This is a genomic window from Kangiella japonica (assembly GCF_039523535.1).
Taxonomy (GTDB): Bacteria; Pseudomonadota; Gammaproteobacteria; order Enterobacterales; family Kangiellaceae; genus Kangiella; species Kangiella japonica.
This window is the reverse complement of record NZ_BAAAFM010000001.1, coordinates 675,673-690,892: the sequence shown is the minus strand read 5'-3', so window position 1 is coordinate 690,892 and position 15,220 is coordinate 675,673. Positions and strand designations below refer to the sequence as shown.

The 15,220-nt window shown below is 45.8% G+C and carries 16 protein-coding genes; 13 read left to right on the top strand and 3 right to left on the bottom strand.

Going from position 1 to position 15,220, the window contains the following annotated elements:
* Window positions 1–17: 17 nt before the first annotated feature.
* The 8 genes from nrdR (at window position 18) to ABD128_RS03195 (ending at window position 5,997) form a co-directional block, all read left to right on the top strand.
* Complete coding sequence (nrdR, locus tag ABD128_RS03230; protein WP_110201277.1) at window positions 18–473, top strand: transcriptional regulator NrdR; 456 nt, start codon at window positions 18–20, stop codon at window positions 471–473.
* A gap of 36 nt (window positions 474–509) precedes the next feature.
* Complete coding sequence (gene ribD, locus ABD128_RS03225; RefSeq protein WP_343986414.1) at window positions 510–1,640, top strand: bifunctional diaminohydroxyphosphoribosylaminopyrimidine deaminase/5-amino-6-(5-phosphoribosylamino)uracil reductase RibD; 1,131 nt, start codon at window positions 510–512, stop codon at window positions 1,638–1,640.
* Window positions 1,641–1,643: 3 nt separating this feature from the next.
* Window positions 1,644–2,246 carry a riboflavin synthase gene (locus tag ABD128_RS03220; RefSeq protein ID WP_343986411.1) on the top strand — a complete coding sequence of 201 codons (603 nt, stop codon included), beginning with the start codon at window positions 1,644–1,646 and terminating at the stop codon, window positions 2,244–2,246.
* Window positions 2,247–2,255: 9 nt separating this feature from the next.
* Window positions 2,256–3,374 (top strand): bifunctional 3,4-dihydroxy-2-butanone-4-phosphate synthase/GTP cyclohydrolase II, encoded by a 1,119-nt coding sequence (gene ribBA / locus ABD128_RS03215; protein ID WP_343986408.1) that lies wholly within the window; start codon window positions 2,256–2,258, stop codon window positions 3,372–3,374.
* Between the two features lie 115 nt (window positions 3,375–3,489).
* Entirely contained in the window at window positions 3,490–3,966 is a 477-nt protein-coding gene (ribH, locus tag ABD128_RS03210) for a 6,7-dimethyl-8-ribityllumazine synthase (protein WP_110201273.1), read from the top strand.
* 33 nt (window positions 3,967–3,999) lie between these two features.
* Window positions 4,000–4,428: a transcription antitermination factor NusB gene (nusB, locus tag ABD128_RS03205; protein WP_110201272.1), complete on the top strand. Its 429-nt coding sequence runs from the start codon at window positions 4,000–4,002 to the stop codon at window positions 4,426–4,428.
* Window positions 4,429–4,453: 25 nt separating this feature from the next.
* The gene (gene thiL / locus ABD128_RS03200) at window positions 4,454–5,482 is read left to right on the top strand and encodes a thiamine-phosphate kinase (protein ID WP_343986403.1); all 1,029 of its coding nucleotides are present in this window, start codon (window positions 4,454–4,456) and stop codon (window positions 5,480–5,482) included.
* Between the two features lie 17 nt (window positions 5,483–5,499).
* Complete coding sequence (locus ABD128_RS03195) at window positions 5,500–5,997, top strand: phosphatidylglycerophosphatase A family protein (protein WP_343986400.1); 498 nt, start codon at window positions 5,500–5,502, stop codon at window positions 5,995–5,997.
* A gap of 634 nt (window positions 5,998–6,631) precedes the next feature.
* Here ABD128_RS03195 and dxs read toward each other — a convergent pair.
* The 3 genes from dxs to xseB are packed head-to-tail and all read right to left on the bottom strand — an operon-like array spanning window position 6,632 to window position 9,652.
* Window positions 6,632–8,488 (bottom strand): 1-deoxy-D-xylulose-5-phosphate synthase, encoded by a 1,857-nt coding sequence (gene dxs / locus ABD128_RS03190; protein WP_343986397.1) that lies wholly within the window; start codon window positions 8,486–8,488, stop codon window positions 6,632–6,634.
* A 16-nt stretch (window positions 8,489–8,504) separates the two neighbouring features.
* A complete protein-coding gene (gene ispA, locus ABD128_RS03185) occupies window positions 8,505–9,395 on the bottom strand; it encodes a (2E,6E)-farnesyl diphosphate synthase (RefSeq protein WP_343986394.1) in 891 nt (296 codons plus the stop codon).
* Between the two features lie 8 nt (window positions 9,396–9,403).
* Entirely contained in the window at window positions 9,404–9,652 is a 249-nt protein-coding gene (xseB, locus tag ABD128_RS03180) for an exodeoxyribonuclease VII small subunit (protein WP_343986391.1), read from the bottom strand.
* Between the two features lie 182 nt (window positions 9,653–9,834).
* On the opposite strand from xseB, the gene ABD128_RS03175 reads away from it, so the two are divergent.
* From ABD128_RS03175 to ABD128_RS03155, 5 genes are all read left to right on the top strand, one after another.
* Window positions 9,835–10,953: an MlaE family ABC transporter permease gene (locus ABD128_RS03175; RefSeq protein WP_343986388.1), complete on the top strand. Its 1,119-nt coding sequence runs from the start codon at window positions 9,835–9,837 to the stop codon at window positions 10,951–10,953.
* Window positions 10,954–10,955: 2 nt separating this feature from the next.
* A complete protein-coding gene (locus tag ABD128_RS03170; RefSeq protein ID WP_343986386.1) occupies window positions 10,956–11,753 on the top strand; it encodes an ABC transporter ATP-binding protein in 798 nt (265 codons plus the stop codon).
* Between the two features lie 46 nt (window positions 11,754–11,799).
* Window positions 11,800–12,771 (top strand): MlaD family protein, encoded by a 972-nt coding sequence (locus tag ABD128_RS03165; protein WP_343986383.1) that lies wholly within the window; start codon window positions 11,800–11,802, stop codon window positions 12,769–12,771.
* A complete protein-coding gene (locus ABD128_RS03160; protein WP_343986380.1) occupies window positions 12,768–13,337 on the top strand; it encodes a PqiC family protein in 570 nt (189 codons plus the stop codon). The genes ABD128_RS03165 and ABD128_RS03160 overlap by 4 nt, the downstream gene beginning before the upstream one ends.
* Before the next feature lie 165 nt (window positions 13,338–13,502).
* A complete protein-coding gene (locus ABD128_RS03155) occupies window positions 13,503–15,185 on the top strand; it encodes a glutamine--tRNA ligase/YqeY domain fusion protein (RefSeq protein WP_343986377.1) in 1,683 nt (560 codons plus the stop codon).
* Window positions 15,186–15,220: the final 35 nt, after the last annotated feature.

Sequence of the window (15,220 nt, the reverse complement as noted above, 5' to 3'; positions counted from 1 at the left end):
AGGAAGGATTAACGGCCATGTATTGCCCATTCTGCGCTCACCCAGATACGAAAGTGATTGATTCGCGATTAGTTGCTGATGGAAGTCAGGTACGTCGCCGCCGTGAATGTTTATCGTGTGGCGAACGGTACACGACGTTTGAAAGTGCAGAATTGGTCATGCCAAAAATCATCAAGTCGGACGGCACGCGAGAGCCGTTCGATGAACTGAAGATGAGAACTGGCTTGGCTAAAGCCGTAGAAAAGCGTCCGGTTAGTGTTGAGGACCTTGAAGCGGCTATTAATAAAATCCTTTCCAATCTCCGTGCGCTAGGGGAGCGAGAAGTTCCAGCGAGTGTGGTCGGAGAAGAAATCATGAAAGCATTGCGCGCCTTAGACGATGTTGCCTATGTGCGCTTTGCTTCTGTTTATCGTCGCTTCCAAGATGTTCAAGCGTTCCGCGAAGAAATCGATAAGCTACAAAGCGACAAGTAAAACTTGAGACACTTGAGGGCTGCTCGCTCACAAACTATGAGTTTTAATTCAAACGATGCGCGCTTCATGGCGCGAGCAATTCAACTAGCTCGAAAGGGTTGGTATACCACTCGTTCTAATCCGCGAGTCGGTTGCGTGTTAGTACAGATAATCAATCAAGAAACACAAATCATTGGTGAAGGTTGGCATCAAAAGCCAGGCTTAGCTCATGCTGAAGTGAATGCCATCGACAATGCTCGCGAGAATGGTCATGAGGTTAAAGGCGCGACCGCTTATGTAACCTTAGAGCCGTGTTCGCACTTTGGTAAAACCCCACCTTGCGCACAAGGGCTTATCGATGCGGGTGTTTCAAGAGTGGTTTGCGCCATGACCGATCCGAATCCTCAAGTTTCTGGGCGTGGTATGCAAATGTTGCGCAAGGCTGGTATTAGCGTATCGAGTGGCTTGATGGAGCAAGAAGCAAAAAATTTAAATTTAGGCTTTATCAAACGAATGATCAAAGGCCTGCCGAGAGTCGTGGCGAAAACAGCGGTCAGTATCGACGGACGTACGGCGATGGCAAGTGGCGAAAGTCAGTGGATCACAGGGCCAGAATCACGTGCTCAAGTGCAGCGTCTTCGCGCCCAAAGTGGTGCCGTTATAACGGGATCTGGCACGGTATTATTTGATAACCCGTCGATGAATGTTCGAAGTACAGAATTTACGGGTAATCCCTATTTTGAGCAGCCAATTCGGATCATTATTGACTCGAAACATCAAGTCCAGCCGAGTGCATCAATTTTCAAAAATGATGGCCAGTGTTGGCTAGTCTCTGCATCGCAGCGCGAGCTACAGACAAGTAACGGTGCCAGCGATAATCTTGAGTTGCACCAAGTCGCAAAAAGTCAGGACGGTTTTGTTGATTTAGAAGCCGTATTGCGGGAGCTGGGCAGTCACGGTGTAAATGATGTGCTGATTGAAGCGGGCAGTGAGCTGCTAGGCGCGTTTTTGCAACGTGGCTTAGTTGATGAGCTTCAGGTATTTATGGCGCCTAAGTTACTAGGTAGCGCCGCAAGAGCGATGGCAAACTTGCCATTTGAAAGCATGAGTCAGGCAATTAATTTAGAGCTCAAGGATGTGCGACAAGTCGGACAGGACGTAAAGTTAACCTATAACCGAGTGGACTAAATTGTGTTTACTGGAATTATTGAAGCAACGGGTTTTATCGAAAGCATAGAGCATAAATGTGGCGACGCACGTTTTGTTTTTAACACGGGCAAGTTGGCGCTAGACGACGTAGCGCTAGGCGATAGCATTGCCTGTAATGGCGTTTGCTTAACGGTGATTGAGAAGTTTGAGCAGGGTTTCGCCGCTGATGTGTCGGTTGAGACTATTGATGTCACCTGCATGAAGTTCTATTTACCAAAGCAGGTAGTGAACTTTGAGAAGGCTATGCTGCCGACCACTCGTTTCGGCGGACATATGGTCAGCGGTCATGTTGATGCTATTGGCGAGATAGTGTCGATCGAAGACGCTGCGCGCTCGATTCAGTACAAAATCAAAGCGCCGCAAGAAGTGTTAAAATATATAGCTATTAAAGGCTCAATAACGGTTGATGGCACAAGTTTAACCGTGAATGACCTTGAAAAAGACCAGTTCAGCCTTAACTTAGTACCACATACGTTACAGGAAACTATCGCTGATAGTTATGAGGTAGGGACGCAGGTTAATTTAGAGATTGACCTTATCGCGCGCTATCTTGAGCGCTCAATGCATGCAGACAAAGCCGAGTAGGCCAGGGTTATGAAGCTAAACACAATTGAAGAAATCATCGAAGATATTCGTCAGGGTAAAATGGTCGTCCTAATGGACGATGAAGATCGTGAGAATGAAGGTGACCTAGTAATGGCGGCCAGCCAGGTTCGTCCAGAAGATATAAACTTTATGGCGCGTTATGGCCGAGGTTTAATTTGTATGCCAATGACGCGTGAACGTTGTGAACAGATTAACTTGCCACTAATGTCTGCCAATAACGGCGCTAAGTTCAGCACTAACTTTACGGTGTCTATTGAAGCAGCGGAAGGTGTAACCACTGGTATATCAGCTGCTGATCGCGCACGTACTGTTCAAGCTGCCGTATCTCCTAACGCGAAACCTGAAGATATCGTACAGCCAGGCCACATTTTCCCGATTATGGCGCAGGAAGGTGGTGTCTTAAACCGTGCGGGTCATACCGAAGCGAGTTGTGATTTAGCGCGTTTAGCCGGTTTTGAACCTGCGGCCGTGATCGTTGAAATCCTTAACGAAGATGGCACCATGGCTCGTCGCCCAGATCTAGAAGTCTTTGCTAAAGAGCATGGCTTAAAGATGGGGACTATCGCTGACTTAATCGAATATCGTACCGAGAAAGAGCATACGGTTGATAAAATCAGCGAGTGTCACTGGCCAACAGAGCATGGTGACTTTAGGTTACATACCTTTAAAGACACCATTGATGAGCAAATCCACTTTGCTTTAGTAAAGGGCAAGCCATCTAAAGATAAGCCGACGTTAGTGCGTGTTCACTTAACCGACAGCCTTTCTGACTTACTTGAGTCGCAGCGTGGCAAAAGCAAAAGCTGGACGGTGAGTGAGTCGATCGAAAAGATCGCGGAAGAGGGCGAAGGCGTACTTGTTTTGATCGCTAAAACTGAGTCGAGCGATGAATTACTCGAACGTGTTCGTCAGTTCGAGCGCGAAGATCAAGGTGAAGCCTTAACCCAAGAGCAGCAACGTAAAAAGAAACGTACGGTAGGTATCGGCTCTCAGATTCTAGTTAACCTTGGCGTAAAAGATATGCGTTTATTGAGCTCTGGAACTCAATATACGGCGCTAGGCGGCTATGGCTTAGAAATTGTCGAGCATATCACTCCTCAAAAGTAGCTAGAAAAATAGTCCAAAAATTAGTGATTTGAGCACGGTTATAATACAATACGGCCTTATAACCGTGGTCAAATCAGCTTGATCCTCATTATCCTTCGTAAGAGCCCAGTGTCACATGAGCGACTTTAAATTAGACTTTACCAAGACTCAGTATCAAGGTGGCAAGATTGCTATCGTCCATGCGCGTTTTAACCAACCGATTATCGATATGATGATTGAAGGTGTGGAGCAAAAGTTTGCAGAACTTGGCGTGCCGGCGGAAAACGTCTCGCGTTATGATGTTGCAGGCGCTTATGAGCTTCCTTATGCAACACAACAGGTAGCGATGAACGGTAATTATGACGCTGTAATTGCGATTGGCGTGGTGATTCGTGGTGATACGCCACATTTCGATTATGTTTGTGCAGAATCCAGCCGAGGTTTGATGGATGTCTCGATAAAGCATAATTTACCGGTGATTTTCGGCATTTTGACCGTCAATAATGATGAGCAGGCAGAAGAGCGCGCTAACCCGAAAAAGATGAACAAGGGTGGAGAAGCCGCTGCGACTGCGATTGAAATGATTAATTTAACTCGTAAACTAGGTTCGTAAGACCCAAGCTAACTGAGAATAAGAGCGCTAAATATGGAACAAAATTTTAAACCAGCAGCACGCCGCAAAGCTCGTGAATACGCGATGCAGGCGATATATCAGTGGCAAATGACGGGTAATGCTTTGAACGAAATCGAAGCACAGTACCTAAGCACTATGAACAGCAAAAAAGTGGATATCGTTTACTTTCAAGAGTTGTTCAACGGTGTATTAACAGATCTTCATGATATTGATGAGGTTGTGGCACCAGCTATCGACCGCGAAATGGAGGATATCGATCCTGTTGAGCGAGCCATTATTCGCCTATCGGGTTTTGAATTGAAACACCGCATTGATATCCCGCGTCGAGTGGTGATTAACGAAGGCATTGAGTTAGCTAAGACTTTTGGCGCAACCGATGGACACAAGTTCATTAACGGTGTGCTCGATAAGATTAGTAAAACACTGCGTCCTCACGAATAAATCGAGGAATGTAAGTTGAAACGGTATGGCCGAATTTGATCTGATTGAACGATACTTTACTTTCGAATATGACTTCTCTGACGATTCGAAAGACACCTCGGCCAACTCACCTTCAGCAAAATCATCTAAAAAGCCCCGCGTCGTCAAAGGTATTGGCGACGACTGCGCAATTTTTGAAATTCCCAACAAATATCAACTAGTTATTTCAACCGACACCTTAGTCGATGGTGTGCACTTTTTTTCTAACCTACAGCCAGAACTCATAGCCCATAAAGCGCTCGCAGCTAATGTCAGCGACTTAGCCGCCATGGGAGCTAGACCGCTAGCATTTACGTTATCGATCAGCCTGCCCGACGTTAGCATGGAATGGTTACAAGGCTTTAGCGCCGGAATAAAGAGCGCCAGTGAAGCCTTTAAAATTCCTCTGGTGGGTGGTGACACTACTCAAGGCCCACTTAATATTAATATCACCGCGTACGGCACTGTAAAAAAAGACCGCTTGCTCGAGCGTAACAAAGCACAGTTTGGCGATGATATATGGGTGACGGGTAACTTAGGCGAAGCGGCTGCTGCTCTAGACCTTCATCAGAAAACTCTAGTAAATAAGGAAGCTCTTTCAGCTAGCGAGCAAGCTTTATGGGATGCTTTAACCAAACCTGAGCCACCATTAAAGTTTGCACGAAAGCTCACTAAGTTCTCTAGTTGTGGCCTTGATATTTCTGACGGGCTTGCTGCCGATCTTGGACATATATTAAAGAAAAGTCGCTGTGGCGCCACGCTAAACGTCGAGTCATTGCCGGTGTCTGATGCCTTGGAAACAGTAGCCGGTACCGAACAAGCGCGTCAATATGCACTAAACGGTGGTGACGACTACCAGCTTTGTTTTACCGCACCACAAAGTAACCGCGATAAAATAAATAAGCTCGCCGCGCGCCAGGGTGTTAAAATCAGCCGAATAGGCAGCATTACTGACAATGGGCTTAAAGTGTTGCTTCATGGTAAGCCGTTTAAGAGTGAGCGCAGAAGCTGGCAACATTTTAATAACGATAACTAAAAGGATATAAAATCCCAATGACTGTCCCACTGGCCGATAAACAATTGATTAAACGCATGGTGTTCACCAACCCATTACACTTCCTATCCTTTGGCTTTGGCTCAGGTTTAATGCCAAAAGCACCGGGAACCTGGGGCACGGTTGTCGCCATTCCAGTTTGGTACGGATTATCTTTTTTAACCCTTCCTTACTACCTAATCGCAACCTTAGTGTTGTCGATTATAGGCATTGGGCTATGCCATTACACCGCCAAAAAGCTTGGTGTACACGACCATCCAGGAATCGTCTGGGACGAAATTAGTGGCTACATTATCACCATGATCGCCATCCCCGTGACTTGGCAGTGGGCACTCGCCGGATTTATCCTCTTCCGCTTCTTCGACATCCTAAAACCTTGGCCGATCAAATGGCTCGACAAAAAAGTCCATGGAGGCTTTGGGATCATGGTGGATGATATTTTGGCGGGGGTGTTTTCGTTGGGGATTTTGTATTTGGCTCTTTTTACTTTAAGTTAATATATTATTTCGTAATTGTTTCGCTTTTATAGCGAGTTACTTTTCTTGTACCACGGGCATTTCCTTCGGTCACTTATCCAAGAAAAGTAACCAAAAGAAAGACACCCCGATATTGAGGTCATGTAAACATGACTACCTGTTCTATTTTCAAAATACTTGACGCACCAGAGTTTCCAGCACTTCTTTGTGCTGGAAACTCTTAGCAAAATCGTCCTAATTTTGCTTGCTATATTTTGCAAATTGAACAGCTCAATATAAGGGGATACTTGGTGCAAGTCTATTGGCGTGTACTTTAATCCCCCTTAAAGTTAGCCGAGCGAGGAAAAGTTATAGCGTAAATTAGGCAGGACGCCTAATTTAGCTAAGACGAAACATGGATGTTTCGTTTAGCGGCGCGTGAGTAACTTTTAAGAACGAGGGAAGTCCGAAGGACCTAACGTCTGGGGCGTGCTTCTCTTTGGTTACTTTCTCTTGCTCGTAGAAGAGAAAGTGACTCGCCGAGGGGCGAAAAAACAAAGTTAAACTTAGATTCCAAGATTCCAAATCGAGTTTGGAATGACAAGGCAAAAGCAAGGGGAAATGATGTTGGGTGAAGCCTAACGGCTAACCCAACCTACGAATCTATAGTTTACCTTTACGAAACCAGTTTAACGATATCATCGGCGGTTAATCCAATCCTTTTCATTAAGTCGCCTATACTGCCGTGTTCGATGAATCGATCAGGTAGTCCTAGGTTTCTGACTTTGATCTGAATTTCGTTGTTTAGAATGAATTCGTTAATGGCTGAGCCTGCGCCACCTTGTACGGCGTTTTCTTCAATCGTTATAAACTGGTCGTGAGTATCGGCTAAGTTGCGGATTAACTGTTCATCGAGGGGTTTCACGAAGCGCATATCGGCGACGGTAGCGTTTATCCCTTCGGCTGCTTCGAGGGCGGTTTGTACCATAGAGCCGAAGGCTAAAATGGCAACTTTGTTGCCTTCTGTTTGGCTCGATTCTCTGACGATACGGCCTTTACCGATTTCAAATGGGGTGAAGGTTTTTTCTGGTTCGATGCCTGAGCCCATGCCGCGTGGATAACGTACAGCAACTGGACCTTCATATAAGTAACCAGTATATAAACATTGGCGACATTCGTTTTCATCACTTGGGGCCATGATAACCATGTTCGGTATACAGCGCAGATAGCTGAGGTCGAAGGCACCGTTATGCGTGGCGCCGTCGCCACCGACTAATCCGCCGCGGTCGACAGCAAAAAGTACGTCGAGGTTTTGCAGGGCGACGTCGTGGATCAGCTGATCATAGCCGCGCTGTAAGAAGGTGGAGTAGATAGCACATACGGGTTTAAAGCCTTCGCAGGCGAGGCCGGCTGAAACGGTAACGGCGTGTTGCTCAGCAATACCAACATCGTGGTATCGCTCTGGGAATTCTTTAGAGAATCGAATTAAATCTGAGCCTTCGCGCATTGCTGGTGTGATGCCCATAACTCGCTCGTCTTGGGCGGCTATATCACACAAAAAGTCGCCAAATATATTGGAGTAAGTTTTTGGCTTAACGCCTTTCGGTAACTCGTCAACTTTCGGGTCGAAAATTGGTACGCCGTGATAAGCGATAGGATCGTTTTCTGCTGGCTCGTAACCTTTACCTTTGCGCGTGACTACGTGCAGAAATTGTGGGCCTTTAAGCGATTTAATATTGCTTAAAGTGCTCAGTAGCGTTGGTAAATCATGCCCATCAATAGGACCATTGTAGTTAAACCCTAGCTCTTCGAATAATGTACTCGGAAGCATCATGCCTTTCATGTGTTCTTCGGCACGGCTGACAAATTCAGACAAAGGCTTAATACCGTGTAACGCTTTTTTACCCGTTTCTCGAACACGTTGATAAAAGCGTCCAGCCAAGAGTTTGGCTAAGTAACGGTTCATGCCACCGACGTTTTCTGAAATCGACATTTCATTGTCGTTCAGGATTACCAGTAAGTTAGCATCGGTGTCAGCCGCGTGGTTCATCGCTTCGAAAGCCATTCCGCCTGTTAAAGCACCGTCACCAATCACGGCGACGCACTGGCGGTTTTCGCCACTTTGTTTAGCCGCTAAAGCCATACCAAGTGCCGCGCTAATAGAAGTACTCGAGTGACCTACGGCAAAAGTGTCATACTCAGATTCGCTACGTACTGGGAAGGGGTGTAACCCGTCAGTTTGGCGAATGGTGTGTAATTGCTCACGGCGCTCTGTAAGCACTTTGTGCGGGTATGCCTGGTGACCTACGTCCCAAACGATACGATCGTCTGGCGTATTGAATATGTAATGAAGCGCAACGGTTAACTCTACCGTGCCCAAACCTGCGGCAAAGTGGCCACCACACTGACTGATAGTATTAATAAGGTATTGTCGAAGCTCATTGGCCACGTCACCCAACTGACTTTTGTTGAGTTCTCTCAAGTCATGTGGGTTATTGATCTGCTTCAATAAAGGGTATAAATCAGTGCTCATAGGTTCGGTGGATCCGTTAGGATTTTCGATGGACAATAAATTTGGCCAAATCGGCCAATAACTGGGTATTGTAGGGTAACTCAGCCAAAGCTTGTAGCGCTAATTGTAACAAATCTGTTAGCTTTTGGCGTGAACCTTCTAATCCAAGCAGTGCTGGATAGGTGCTTTTGTCTTTGGCCAGATCTGATCCTTGAGGTTTTCCTAAAGTTTCAGTGTCCGACTCGATATCAAGAATGTCGTCTTTAACTTGGAAAGCAAGCCCAATAGCATCGGCAAAATCATTCAATGCTTGGCGTTCTTTTGGCTTTAAAGGCCCAGCACATAAGGCGCCGAGTAATACACTGGCTTTAATCAAAGCGCCAGTTTTCATGCGGTGCATGTTTTCTAACATGGCTAGGTCAATGACCTTTTGCGTCGATTCGAGGTCAATCGCCTGACCGCCGCCCATGCCTAGTGAGCCGCTAGCTTCTGCCAATATACGAATCATTTCAAGTTGTTGTGTTTTTGCCTGTGGGCTAAACTCGAATGACGACAACTCTTGGAATGCCTGGGTGTGTAGCGCATCGCCAGCCAATATTGCAGTCGCTTCATTAAACTCAATGTGGCAAGTGGGTTGTCCACGGCGTAAATCATCATCGTCCATAGCCGGCAAATCGTCATGTACTAAAGAGTAGCAATGGATGAGTTCGACGGCCAATGCAGGCGCGTTGAGATCATCAATATTGGCTCCCAATGCTTCGCCAGTGGCGTAAACTAAGATCGGACGAATACGTTTACCACCGTTTAATGCTCCGTAACGCATCGCTTGGTGCAAGGTATGTGGCATCGTTTCGGGCTGTGGCAAGCGCGTTTCAAGCAGTTGCGCGACTTGGTTTTGCCACTGTTGCAAATGATTTTCTATAGTCATGATGGAGACTATTCTTGCTCGGAGCTGTCGAAGTCTTGTTCTTCGCTATTCATTGAGTCACTGCCCATCAAGATAGTGACTTTCTGCTCAGCTTCAGACAGTAATTGCTGACATTGACGAGACAGTTTGACCCCTTTTTCAAAGACTTTTAATGCATCTTCCAGCGGCAATTCGCCTGACTCTAATTGGTCAACGATAGACTCTAACTCGGTTAGTTGAGTTTCGAAGTTTGTTTTGGAAGATTGTTTTGTAGGCATAGGTCTTTATAGAGGATTCATTAAGGGTGGCTATTGTCCTATATTGTAACAAAAAAGAAAAGCGACAGCGTCAATAGAGCAGTTGCTACCGTTAGCGCGGTTAGCTACTATGTCAGGACAGTCTCGGAAAATTTACTATCATCAACAACTTAACTAATGTACATGGGGTCTTGCAATAGCGAATGAGTGGTAGCCAATATCAGATCAGTAGTGACGGTAACGCCAGTCGGCTGACGCTCACGGGACACTGGACTATTAATTGTGATAGCCAAATTGCTGACTCTATTATTAATGACTTTCGAGAAGAGCCTTTTCGCACCGTCGATGGTGATTTAGTCGAGTCTTGGGATAGCTCCTTAGTCAGCCTCTTATTGCGACTCGATCAAGAGGCGCAGCAGCGCGATCTTAGCCTAAAGTTCCAAGCTTTTCCGCAAGGTGTTCTCGAGCTTCTGAAATTGGCGCGCACCGTTCCTGAGCGCGAAGGCTCCGGCAAAAACAAAGAAGAACAATCATTTCTATCTTTTCTTGGCGATAAAGCGATTACGGATTATCGCGAAGCTATCAGTTTTTTCTGTTTTCTTGGCGAAAGCGTTAAAAGCTTTTATCGCTTGTTACGAGGGCGTGCTCGCTTTAGAGCGACAGATTTAAGGGACATCTTATCCGATACTGGGCCAGAAGCTTTGCCCATTGTGACTTTGATCAGCGTCTTGGTTGGGATAATTTTGGCCTTTGTCGGCGCGGTGCAGTTAAAGCAATTTGGTGCTGAAATTTATGTCGCTGACTTGGTCGGTATCGCCATGGTGCGTGAAATGGGCTGCATGATGACGGGGATTATCATGGCCGGTCGAACAGGCGCTGCCTTTGCCGCCAGAATCGGCACCATGCAAGTCAACGAAGAAATTGATGCCTATAGAACTTTGGGCATATCCCCAATGGACTTTCTTGTTCTGCCACGGATTATCGCTTTGGTCATTATGATGCCACTGTTATGTTTGTATGCCAATGTCCTTGGTATCCTCGGCGGTGCCGTGATTAGTATTGGCGCTATGGGTTTAAGCTTTACTGAGTATTGGCAGCAAACATTAAACGCCGTTGACATGACTGACATTAGTCTTGGGCTTATAAAAGCCTTTATCTTCGGTATTGTGATAGCGATAACGGGGTGCATGAATGGTATGCACTCAGGACGAAGCGCCTCGGCTGTGGGCGACGCTGCAACTTCTGCTGTAGTCGCTGGCGTGGTCTTTATCATTGTTATCGATGGGCTTTTTGCCATCATCACTAGCTTATTAGGGATTTAATAATGACCCTGCCAACGGATAACAGCATTATAAAAGTTGAAGGTTTAACCATGGCGTACGATAACTTCGTGGTGCAGCGGGATTTAACCTTTGATATTAAGCCTCAGGACATATTCATTATTATGGGCGGCAGTGGTTGTGGTAAAAGCACACTTCTTAAGCACTTTGTTGGGCTGAAAGAGCCTGCGGCAGGGCGTGTCTTGTTTCGAGGCGATGAAGCGACTAGTCAACAAGGAAGCGAGTTTATTGATTTTTGGCAGACGCAGGACTCCAAGCGCCAAGCGTTAATGCAACGCTGTGGTGTGTTATACCAAAGCGGTGCTTTATGGAGTTCTATGACCTTAGCAGAAAATATCGAGTTGCCTTTAGGTGAATTTACCGATTTGTCGCCTAGTGACACCAGGCACTTAGCATCATTAAAGCTGGCTTTGGTTGGCTTGAGTGGTTTTGAAGATTACTATCCTTCGGAAATAAGTGGCGGAATGCGTAAACGAGCAGGGCTAGCACGTGCGCTTGCGCTTGAGCCGGAGCTACTGTTTCTAGACGAACCTTCTGCGGGGCTCGATCCGATTAGCGCTCGCATGCTGGATGATTTAATATTACAACTAAGAGATAACCTCGGCTGTACCTTTGTGGTGGTGACTCATGAGCTTGCGAGTATTTTTGCCATTGGTAATAACTCGGTGTTTTTGGATGCTGAGAGTAAAACAATGTTAACCACCGGCAACCCCAATGAGCTGGTGGAGAGTTGCGATAACGATACAGTACGAAACTTTCTAACTCGTGGTGAAGGTGGTTAGAAAGAATGACTAGGAAAAGGTGTTTACGTGAAGAGAGCTTTAAACCATGAGTAACAAATCTCAATCGACAGCTATAGGTGGCTTTGTTTTAGGCGCTATCGTACTGCTTGTTGGAGCTATTGTGCTTTTTGCTAAGGCTCGCTTTAACGAGCCTGTAAAAGAGTTTGTGATGTTTTTTGAGGGCTCTTTAGCCGGTCTCGACCAAGGCTCGCCGGTGGTTTTCAAAGGTGTAAAGGTCGGTGCGGTGAAAAAAATTGAAGTGATCTCAGATCCTAAGACGCTAGATATTTTTACGCCTGTTTACGTCAATATCTACCCAGACAGTTTTAAGGGGCTTAATGGTCACGATGAAAAGATTGAAAACATTACTGAGCGGATTGTCGAGAAGGGCTTAAAAGGTACTCTGGAAACACAAAGCTTAGTTACCGGAAGAATGCGTATTGCCTTGGAGTTTCGACCAGATATCCCGATTAAAAAGCTTGGTGTAATAAAAGGCATCCCTGAATTTCCAACCGCCCCGAGTGCGCTAAGTCTGTTTGCCGATGAAGTGTCGAAACTACCTCTAGCGGACGTCGCCAATAATATGAACACCTTGCTGGAAAATGCGAATACGCTAATCTCAGAGACCGACTTAAAGACTAGTTTGAATAGTTTTAACGCGACCATGATTCAGTACCGTCAGGTGGCAGATACTTTTAACAAAGAAATAAAGCCAGTTGCTGTAGAGTTTAAGCAGACTATGGACGAGTACCAAACGCTAGCGCAAAGCCTAAACAACCGAGTTCCCAAGCTTGTGACCAGCCTGGAGCGAAGCTTTAGCAGTTTGGAGCGAGTGCTTAACGATACCGAAAAATTGGTTAACTCTATAGAGCACTCGTATGGCCAAGATTCTGAATTACAGTATCAGTTAAATCAAACCCTTGAAGAGCTTTCTAAAGCCGCACATTCGATTCGAGTTTTGACGGATTATGTTGAAAGGCACCCAGAAGCGTTAATTTACGGTAAGGATAAACAATGAAGTATCTATTGATTGGTTTGTTTATGGCGCTTTCTTTAACGGGTTGTTCGACACGCTCGCCCAGCGCTAATTTTTACTTACTGGAAAATGAATTTAGTGATGTTAAGAAAACCGGAAGTTTACGCGTAGGTTTAGGCCCTGTGTCGGTGGCTGATTATTTGCAGAAGCCTCAAATCGCGATTAGGACCGACTCGAGCCAAATCATTTTTTCAGAGTTTGACCGTTGGGCTTCGGACTTACGCGGCTTAATTATCAGCTCTTTGCAACATGACTTGGCGACGGAGCTCAACACTAGCAATGTATTTGAGTACCCTTGGCGTAAATCGGATGAGGTTGAGGTTTCGATTCAGTTAGACATAAAGCGACTTGACGCCAGTTTTGAGGACTCTTCGGCTTTTCTAGAAGCCAAGCTGACCCTAAGCAGAAAGCACGGCCAGTCAATTGTACGTTCTTTTGCGCTACGTGAAGCTCTCGATGGTAATGACTATGCGGCCGCGGTGTCAGCTGAGCGCCGTCTTTTACAGCAATTGGCAAAGAAAATAGCAGGACTAATCCAACAGCCTTAAGCTTGCTTTTTTTACTCACAAACCCCACATTTAGGCTAATTGCTATCGCATTAGCCTTTAATTCTCGTTAAAATCACTAGCTTGCGTTATATATTTGCCGAATCATTGGCTGGTGAGCCTTTGAGCTTAGTTTAATCAACCTGATACTGTGTGAGTAATTCCAATATGTCAGAGACAAAACCAACGGAAAAAACCACTGAAAATTCAACGCCAACGAACTTTATCCGCAACAAGATCAATCAAGATCTAGCTGAGGGTAAGAACGATGGGCGAGTTCATACGCGTTTCCCACCAGAGCCAAACGGTTATCTACACGTCGGTCACGCCAAGTCGATTTGTCTGAATTTCGGAATTGCTGAAGACTACCAAGCGCCATGTAATCTGCGCTTTGATGATACAAACCCTGCGAAAGAGAGTGAAGAATTCGCGCGCTCTATTCAAGAAGACGTCAGCTGGTTAGGTTTCGAGTGGGAAGGCGAAATCCGTCATGCTTCAGATTACTTTGACGATTTGTATAATTTCGCCGAAGAGTTGATTAATAAAGGCTTGGCTTATGTTGATGAGCAACCGGCCGAAGACATCGCTAAAAACCGTGGTAATTTCCAAACTCCAGGTAAAAACAGCCCTTATCGTGATCGTCCGACGGAAGAAAGCCTAGAGCTTTTCCGTAATATGAAGGCTGGTAAATATGCCGATGGGCAGATGGTCTTGCGCGCAAAGATCGACATGGCGCATCCGAATATGTTGATGCGTGACCCGGTCCTATACCGAATTCGTCGATTACATCATATTCGCACGGGCGATAAGTGGTGTATCTACCCGATGTATGACTTTACGCATTGTATTTCTGATTCGATCGAGTACATTACGCACTCTTTGTGTACGCTTGAATTTGAAGTCAATCGACCGCTTTATGACTGGGTGCTTGACAATATTTCGGCTCCGTCGCGCCCACAACAGATTGAATTTTCACGACTTAATCTTGCTTATACCATCACATCAAAGCGTAAACTGACGCAGTTGGTAGACGATGGTAAGGTTGATGGATGGGATGATCCTCGTATGCCAACGATTGCCGGTATGCGCCGTCGTGGTTATACACCACAGTCCATCCGCAACTTCTGTGCAGCGGTTGGTATCAGCAAGGTCAACAGCGTCACGGATATGACTCTGCTTGAAGATGCGGTACGTAATGACTTGAACGATACGGTTGAGCGCCGAATGGCGGTGTTAGATCCGATCAAGGTCATAATTACCAACTACCCAGAAGATAAAGAAGAAATGTTGGAAGGCATGAACCATCCTAAGATTGAAGAGATGGGGACGCGCGAATTACCGTTTACTCGAGAACTCTATATCGATCGTGCTGATTACCGCGAGAGTGCTAATAAAAAATATAAGCGCTTGGTCAAAGGTGGTGAAGTTCGACTGCGTAATGCTTATGTGATCCGCGCCGATGAGGCGGTATTAGACCAGAACGGCGAGGTTAAAGAGCTACACTGTACTTATGATCCAGAGACTTTGGGTAAAAACCCAGAAGGTCGTAAAGTTCGTGGCGTGATTCACTGGGTTTCTGCTAAGTATGCTAAAGAAGCGACAGTTCGCCTTTATGATCGTTTATTTAATGTTCCAAACCCAGGAGCAATGGATGACTTTAACGAAGCGCTTAATCCTGACTCTTTAACAGTGATTAAGGCAATGGTAGAGCCGAGTGTGGCGGAAGCAGAGCCAGAGACACGATTCCAGTTTGAACGTGAAGGCTATTTCACTACGGATCGCTATGAGCACAATGCGGATAGTTTGATTCTGAATCGAACGGTTACGTTACGTGATTCTTGGAATGGTTAATAATTTGTTTCGTTAAGCCCTACAAGCAAAATAGT

Coding starts and splice junctions, on each gene's coding strand:
- nrdR (WP_110201277.1), top strand. CDS start 18: ATGTATTGCCCATTCTGCGCTCACCCAGATACGAAAGTGATTGATTCG.
- ribD (WP_343986414.1), top strand. CDS start 510: ATGAGTTTTAATTCAAACGATGCGCGCTTCATGGCGCGAGCAATTCAA.
- ribBA (WP_343986408.1), top strand. CDS start 2,256: ATGAAGCTAAACACAATTGAAGAAATCATCGAAGATATTCGTCAGGGT.
- ribH (WP_110201273.1), top strand. CDS start 3,490: ATGAGCGACTTTAAATTAGACTTTACCAAGACTCAGTATCAAGGTGGC.
- nusB (WP_110201272.1), top strand. CDS start 4,000: ATGGAACAAAATTTTAAACCAGCAGCACGCCGCAAAGCTCGTGAATAC.
- thiL (WP_343986403.1), top strand. CDS start 4,454: ATGGCCGAATTTGATCTGATTGAACGATACTTTACTTTCGAATATGAC.
- ABD128_RS03195 (WP_343986400.1), top strand. CDS start 5,500: ATGACTGTCCCACTGGCCGATAAACAATTGATTAAACGCATGGTGTTC.
- dxs (WP_343986397.1), bottom strand. CDS start 8,488: ATGAGCACTGATTTATACCCTTTATTGAAGCAGATCAATAACCCACAT.
- ispA (WP_343986394.1), bottom strand. CDS start 9,395: ATGACTATAGAAAATCATTTGCAACAGTGGCAAAACCAAGTCGCGCAA.
- xseB (WP_343986391.1), bottom strand. CDS start 9,652: ATGCCTACAAAACAATCTTCCAAAACAAACTTCGAAACTCAACTAACC.
- ABD128_RS03175 (WP_343986388.1), top strand. CDS start 9,835: ATGAGTGGTAGCCAATATCAGATCAGTAGTGACGGTAACGCCAGTCGG.
- ABD128_RS03170 (WP_343986386.1), top strand. CDS start 10,956: ATGACCCTGCCAACGGATAACAGCATTATAAAAGTTGAAGGTTTAACC.
- ABD128_RS03165 (WP_343986383.1), top strand. CDS start 11,800: ATGAGTAACAAATCTCAATCGACAGCTATAGGTGGCTTTGTTTTAGGC.
- ABD128_RS03160 (WP_343986380.1), top strand. CDS start 12,768: ATGAAGTATCTATTGATTGGTTTGTTTATGGCGCTTTCTTTAACGGGT.
- ABD128_RS03155 (WP_343986377.1), top strand. CDS start 13,503: ATGTCAGAGACAAAACCAACGGAAAAAACCACTGAAAATTCAACGCCA.